This is a genomic window from Bradyrhizobium sp. 23, assembly GCF_023073295.1.
In the GTDB taxonomy this organism is placed as follows: domain Bacteria; phylum Pseudomonadota; class Alphaproteobacteria; order Rhizobiales; family Xanthobacteraceae; genus Bradyrhizobium; species Bradyrhizobium canariense_D.
This window is the reverse complement of sequence record NZ_JADPJF010000037.1, coordinates 449,156-455,072: the sequence shown is the minus strand read 5'-3', so window position 1 is coordinate 455,072 and position 5,917 is coordinate 449,156. Positions and strand designations below refer to the sequence as shown.

The 5,917-nt window shown below is 64.1% G+C and carries 7 protein-coding genes and 1 pseudogene; 4 read left to right on the top strand and 4 right to left on the bottom strand.

The genetic code is table 11. The features are described 5' to 3' along the window. Both IVB32_RS08305 and IVB32_RS08300 read left to right on the top strand, forming a co-directional pair. Nucleotides 1-609 (top strand): SDR family oxidoreductase (locus tag IVB32_RS08305; RefSeq protein ID WP_247410081.1); only part of this gene is annotated, 609 nt, incomplete at its 5' end. 124 nt (nucleotides 610-733) lie between these two features. Continuing rightward, on the top strand, nucleotides 734-949 hold the full coding sequence (locus IVB32_RS08300) for a hypothetical protein (protein WP_026232507.1): 216 nt from the start codon (nucleotides 734-736) through the stop codon (nucleotides 947-949). Nucleotides 950-953: 4 nt separating this feature from the next. Here the strand turns inward: IVB32_RS08300 and IVB32_RS08295 are convergent, their stop codons facing one another. Next, nucleotides 954-1,379 carry a hypothetical protein gene (locus tag IVB32_RS08295; protein WP_247410080.1) on the bottom strand — a complete coding sequence of 142 codons (426 nt, stop codon included), beginning with the start codon at nucleotides 1,377-1,379 and terminating at the stop codon, nucleotides 954-956. Nucleotides 1,380-1,545: 166 nt separating this feature from the next. Between IVB32_RS08295 and IVB32_RS08290 the strand changes: the two genes are divergently transcribed. After that, entirely contained in the window at nucleotides 1,546-2,685 is a 1,140-nt protein-coding gene (locus tag IVB32_RS08290; protein ID WP_247410079.1) for a DUF3095 domain-containing protein, read from the top strand. Between the two features lie 4 nt (nucleotides 2,686-2,689). Here IVB32_RS08290 and IVB32_RS08285 read toward each other — a convergent pair. The 3 genes and pseudogenes from IVB32_RS08285 to IVB32_RS08275 form a co-directional block, all read right to left on the bottom strand. Further along, nucleotides 2,690-2,761 (bottom strand): annotated as a pseudogene (locus tag IVB32_RS08285) (DUF2147 domain-containing protein); the annotation flags it as partial. A gap of 51 nt (nucleotides 2,762-2,812) precedes the next feature. Beyond that, on the bottom strand, nucleotides 2,813-4,198 hold the full coding sequence (locus tag IVB32_RS08280) for an MATE family efflux transporter (RefSeq protein ID WP_018453308.1): 1,386 nt from the start codon (nucleotides 4,196-4,198) through the stop codon (nucleotides 2,813-2,815). Between the two features lie 82 nt (nucleotides 4,199-4,280). After that, nucleotides 4,281-4,808, bottom strand: coding sequence for a GNAT family N-acetyltransferase (locus IVB32_RS08275; RefSeq protein ID WP_018453309.1), 528 nt, complete (start codon nucleotides 4,806-4,808; stop codon nucleotides 4,281-4,283). A gap of 238 nt (nucleotides 4,809-5,046) precedes the next feature. On the opposite strand from IVB32_RS08275, the gene IVB32_RS08270 reads away from it, so the two are divergent. Next, nucleotides 5,047-5,643, top strand: coding sequence for a superoxide dismutase (locus tag IVB32_RS08270; protein WP_007597204.1), 597 nt, complete (start codon nucleotides 5,047-5,049; stop codon nucleotides 5,641-5,643). Nucleotides 5,644-5,917 lie beyond the last annotated feature (274 nt).

Below are 5,917 nucleotides of genomic sequence, written 5' to 3'. Positions count from 1 at the left end.
CTCAAGGCGGCGATTGCCGGGTCGGAGGGGCGCCTGCATTTTCGCGCTTGCGACCTCGCCGTGATCGACGCGATCCCCGCCTACGCAAAACTCGTGCGCGATGAATTCGGCCCGATCTACGGCCTCGTCAACAATGCCGGCCTCGGCACCGAAGGCTTGCTCGCGACCATGCACAATTCCGAGATCGAGGCGCTGGTGCAGCTCAACGTGCTGTCGCCGATCATTCTCACCAAATATGTCGCGCGCCAGATGATGGCCGACGGCGCCGGCCGCATCATCAACATCTCCTCGATTATCGCGACGACCGGCTATAATGGCCTCTCGGTTTACGGTGCGACCAAGGCCGCCGCCACCGGCTTCACCCGTTCGCTCGCGCGCGAGGTCGGCAAGCTCGGCATCACCGTGAACGCGATCGCGCCCGGTTTCATCGACACCGAGCTGACGCACAACCTGTCTGACGACAGCCGCAAGCGCATCGCCGGCCGCAGCGCGCTGCGCCGCCTGCCGGAGACCGACGACGTCGCGCGGATGGTGGAGTATTTGCTGGGAGAGGGCGGTCGCAATGTGACGGGTACCGTGTTTACGGTCGACGCGGGCAACACGGCGTAGGTGGAACTCATCGCCACAATTGCATTGATCCGGCGCAATGACATCGTCCGGATTTGGTCGTAAGATCCCGCGCAATCGATTGGGTTACGTCAATCGATCTGCCCTAATCGATAGGGAGCAGTCCATGACCGCTTCGAGCCCGGACAAGGCGTCGGTAAAGCCATCTTGCGCAGAGCAAAGCGACGTTCACTGCGAGCCCGTTCACTGCGAGCCGATGTCTCACCAAAATTCCGGTGACCACGGTTACGAAATGTATCCGCAGAAATTCGTGCGTCTTGTCGGCTGCCATGACGTTCCCGCCTCCGCGCTACGCAAGCGCGTGGGCGAGAAGCTGCACTAGACATTCAGGTCCGATGCTTCGGCAGGTCAATCCGTTCGTGTGAGAACTCCGGCGGGCCCTCGGTCAGGCGGCGGATCCGGCGCTCGCGTTCGTCTTCAGACAGCGCAGGATCGAGCAGTCCCTCGAGTTCACGCACCGCAAGCTCTTCGATCCTGGTGGCATCCGAAGCGAGCGGGTGCCCTGGCGGGAGTGCCGGGGGCGCGACCTTCAGGCCGAGCTCGACCAGCTTACCGATGGCTTCCGAGCGCTCCAGGTGATGGGTTTCGGCCCAGCTATCCACGGCCGCGGTCAGGCTTTCCGGCGTCTTCACCGCGCTGATCGGATCACGCCCAGTGCGCCGGCTTGCCGGAGCGATGGAGTCCTTCCTGTCGAAGTCGGACACGTCGATGTTCCCGCGCAACCATGTCAGATCATCGAGACTAGACGCCATTTACGGTCAACCGTTTAATGACCTTCTGTGGCATTGCAGTGCGCCCTCATCTTGTTGTCCGGGTCCATTTCGGCCAATGGTTGCAAGGGCGCGCGCCTGGCGAACCGAATCGATTCTTCTACGTATGTCCCTTTGGACGTGCGTCCCAACCATCCGGCATCATCCGATGACATCAGCGTTCTATAGCGGCATTCCGGTCTTTCGCGGCTTCACCAGTCTGATGGACCCCGCTTTGTATTCGCCGCTGCCCGACGACTGGAGCGTCGGCGTTGCCGACATCGTGGATTCGACCAAGGCCATCGCGGCGCAGCGCTACAAGGCGGTGAACATGGCCGGTGCCGCCGTGATCGCAGCCGTGACGAATGCATTGGAGGGACGCGAATTTCCCTTCGTGTTCGGCGGCGACGGCGCGAGTTTTGCGGTCGCGCCTAATGATCTCGAACTGGCCCGCGAGGCTTTGGCTGCGACCGCGACCTGGGTGCGGGAAGATCTCGACTTGCGGATGCGCGTCGCGCTGGTGCCGGTGAGCGCCATTCGCGCGCATGGCCTAGACGTGCGCGTCGCGCGCTTCGGACCGTCGGCCAATTTGTCCTATGCGATGTTTTCTGGCGGCGGGCTCGCCTGGGCGGACGCAGCGATGAAGCGCGGCGAGTTTGCGATCACCGAAGCGCCCGCGGGGACGCAGCCCGATCTCTCCGGCCTGTCCTGCCGCTTCGAGGTGATTCCGGCTGCGCGCGGCCTGATCCTGTCCGTGCTGGTCATGCCGGCCCAAGGCGCCGATCCCTCGGCATTCCGCAACGTGATCGAGGACATCATCCATCTCGTCGAGCGCAGCCCGGATGCCGGTCGTCCCGTGCCGCCACAAGGGCCGCCGCTGACATGGCCGCCGCAAGGGCTGGAATATGAGGCGCGCACCAAGCGCGGAGGTCCGTTGCTCGCACGCCGCGCCAGCGTGCTGGCCTACACTTTTTTCGTCTATCTGATCATGCGCTTCGATCTCAAGGTCGGCGGCTTCGTGCCGAAGCTCTATACACGGCAGGTCGTGGAGAACTCCGACTTCCGAAAATATGACGACGGCCTGCGCATGATCCTCGACTGTACGCCGGAGCTCGAACGCGCCCTCAGCGATCGCCTCGCGATTGCCGCGCGCGACGGCATCGTGCGTTACGGCCTCTATCAGCAGGACGCTGCGATGATGACCTGCTTCACCCCGTCGGCGTTGCGCAGCGATCACGTCCATTTTATCGACGGCGCGCGGGGCGGCTACGCCTCGGCGGCGACGGCGCTGAAGGCGATGACGGCGTGAAGCGCTAGCGCCCCGCCCGCGTCCAGGTTTCGCCGCCGCAGAGCGCGCCGACGCAGCCTTCGACCCGCAGCGAATCCGGATGGAATCACATTCCCGCGTTTATTTGCCTGCGTGCAATGACCTGCGCTTATTTGACCCAGCGCACGAAGGCGACCGAGGCCGCGGTCGACAGCCCGAATACCGCCATGGCGCCGCCGACCAGCGCGAACAGGGTCCAGGCCGGAGCCTGCACCATCATGAGGCCGCCGCCGCCGATCGCGACGATCAGAAGCCGTGCGGTGGAGGCGAGCACGGCACCGCCGACCCGCGCCGCGCCTTGCGAGGAGAAATACAGCGACACGCCCACGCCGAAGAACACGAAGGTTGGGCCTGCCCAGTGGAAGTAGCTGTGCGCGGCGGCGGCAACGCCGGGATCCCTGGTGAAGAGCGAAACCCACAGGGATGGATCGAGCGCGATGATGAGGCCGATCAGGCCGACGGTAAGTCCCGAGGCCCCGGCCGCGGTCCAGGCCACGCGCCGCGCGCGCTTCACCTGTCCGGCGCCCATCGCCATGCCGACCATCGGCACCGATGCGATGCCGAAGGCGAAGGTGATCGGGATCAGCAAGAATTCCAGTCGCGAGCCGATGCCGTAACCGGCGAGCATCTCGGTGCCGAAGGTCGCCAGGATCTTGGTGAAGATCAAAATGGTGAGCACGGTCTGGAGCGGCGACAGGCAGGCGACCGCGCCGACCTTGAGGATGTCGAAGAACAACGCGCGATCGAAATGGAAGGCGCCGAAATCCAGCGGCAGCCGGCTGCGGCCGGACCAGAGGTACCAGAGGAAGAAGATCGCAGCGCAGGTGAATGCGATCAACTGACCGGCGGCCACTCCGGGCATGCCGAATTGCGGCACGCCGAACAGGCCGAGCCCCAGCGTGCCGCCGAGCGCGATCTGGAGCACGCTCGTCCCGATCAGCGCCATCGAGGGCAGACGCATGTCGCCGGTGCCGCGGATCACCGACGCCAACGTGTTGACGAGCCAGATCGCGACCGCGCCGGAGAACAGCATTTGCGAATAGCCGCTGGCTTCCTCGAGCACACGCTCGCGCCCGCCCAGCAGCGCGAAGAACGAGCGGCCGAAGACGAGCATCGTCACCGTGAAGAAAAGCCCGCCGCAGAGGCCGATGATGGCGGCATGCAGCGCCAGCGTCGCCGCACGGTTCCGGTCGCCTGCGCCGAGCGCGCGGCTGATCGCAGACGAGACGCCGCCGCCCATCGCGCCTGCGCTCATCATCTGCGTCAGCATGGCGAATGGGAACACCAGCGCGATCGCGGCGAGCGGAATGGTGCCGAGCCGGCCGATATAGGAGGTCTCGGCGACCGCGACCAGCGTGCTGCCCACCATCGCGATCATGTTGGGGATCGCGAGCCGCAGCAGCGTCGGCAGGATCGGGGCCGTCAGCAAGCCGGCGATGGGGGAGGCGACCGGGGCAGGCAGCGGCACGGCGTCTATCGAGGCGTCGATCGTCATGTGTCACCGCGCGGAATATTGGATGATGATCGACATATTATATGGCGGGCAGCCCCGGCACCAGCCGCGCCTCACGCAGGGCTCACCAGGGCAGGCCGCAGAGGTCGATAGTGCCGAGTGTCGGCGCGCTGACGATGTTGCAGACATAGGGCGCCATGTGAGTGAAGCGGATCCGCCCCTCCGGCTGCTCGCAATAGACCTCGCCCTTGAAGGGGAGCCAGCTGCGGGCTTCGTAGAACGCGACATTGTGCGGCTCGCAGAACAGCAGCGCGAAGCGGACCGCCTCGTTGGCGCGCATGGTATGCACCGCGGCATCGATCGCCATGGTCGCATAGCCGCGGCCGCGCCGATCCTCCCGCGTGCAGACGCCGCCGATGCCGCCGATGTGAACCTTCTGCCCATTCCAAGTGACGGTGCGGAAGTAGATGCCGACGTGGCAGACGAGACCATCCTCGGGCGTCTCGATGAGGACGCGCAGGTCGGCATTGGCCCATTTGACGTGAGCCCAGGGCTGCTTCGCGACGATATCAGGTCCGAAGACCGCCTGGTGCAGTGGCTCCGCCATCCGCCAGGAGGCGTCGCCGTTCAAAATGTCGATCTCGATGCTCATCGCTCTCACCTTCGCATCTCCGCGCCGTCGGTGCGTTTCGTTCTGCCATAAGCACCTCAAAGGCAATGATATTTTATGGCCTGGTTGAAACGCCCTACATCCTTGCGACGATTTTATGCAATCCGGCCAAGCCGCCGCACCATGCCTTTTGGAAAATTCACGGTATTTAACAGCCGCGGAACCTTCTATAAGGGGTGACCGTTAAGTCTCGTTCCCCCATCAGTCGCGGACAACACCCATGACCTTTACGCTGCCCCCACTCCCCTACGCCTATGACGCCCTCGGACAATTCATGTCGAAGGAAACGCTCGAATTCCACCACGACAAGCATCATCAGGCCTATGTCACCAACGGCAACAACGCGCTCAAGGGCACCGAATGGGAAGGCAAGTCCCTTGAGGAGATCGTCAAGGGCTCGTTCGGCAAGAACCCCGCGGTGTTCAACAATGCCGGCCAGCACTACAACCACATCCATTTCTGGAGCTGGATGAAGCCCAATGGCGGCGGCACCAAGCTGCCGGGCAAGATCGAGAAGAAGATCAACGAGGACCTCGGCGGCTTCGAGAAGTTCAAGACGGACTTCCAGGCGGCCGGCGTCGGCCAGTTCGGCTCCGGCTGGTGCTGGCTCCAGGTCAAGAACGGCAAGCTCGAGATTTCCAAGACCCCGAACGGCGAGAATCCGCTGGTGCACGGCGCCACCCCGATCCTCGGCTGCGACGTCTGGGAGCACTCCTACTACATCGACTACCGCAACCGCCGTCCCGACTATCTGAAGGCGTTTGTCGAGAACCTCGTGAACTGGGAATACGTCGAGTCGCTGTTCGACAAGGCCTGAGTTCGACGAGGCCTGGGCTTCACGCATTCCGGGGCCGGCTTTGCCGCTCCGGAATGACGGAATTGAAAGGCGGTCGAGGCGCGGCCGCCTTTTTGTTGTGCGGAATTCGCACTTCGCCTCGCATGGCCCTGCGCGAGGTGCGCATCGCTCCCGTCATCGTACTGTTTGCATCGCATCTGCGGCGCCCTTAAGCAGGACGGGCATCGCCCTCGAGCCGAACGCGCCCGTTGTCAGATCCTTCCTCGAAAGACCCGGCATCCGCCGAGGACGCGGA

What these genes read in the sequence shown, in the direction of transcription:
- IVB32_RS08280 (WP_018453308.1), bottom strand. Translation starts at nt 4,198, where the DNA reads ATGACGATCGACGCCTCGATAGACGCCGTGCCGCTGCCTGCCCCGGTC.
- IVB32_RS08290 (WP_247410079.1), top strand. Translation starts at nt 1,546, where the DNA reads ATGACATCAGCGTTCTATAGCGGCATTCCGGTCTTTCGCGGCTTCACC.
- IVB32_RS08300 (WP_026232507.1), top strand. Translation starts at nt 734, where the DNA reads ATGACCGCTTCGAGCCCGGACAAGGCGTCGGTAAAGCCATCTTGCGCA.
- IVB32_RS08275 (WP_018453309.1), bottom strand. Translation starts at nt 4,808, where the DNA reads ATGAGCATCGAGATCGACATTTTGAACGGCGACGCCTCCTGGCGGATG.
- IVB32_RS08295 (WP_247410080.1), bottom strand. Translation starts at nt 1,379, where the DNA reads ATGGCGTCTAGTCTCGATGATCTGACATGGTTGCGCGGGAACATCGAC.
- IVB32_RS08270 (WP_007597204.1), top strand. Translation starts at nt 5,047, where the DNA reads ATGACCTTTACGCTGCCCCCACTCCCCTACGCCTATGACGCCCTCGGA.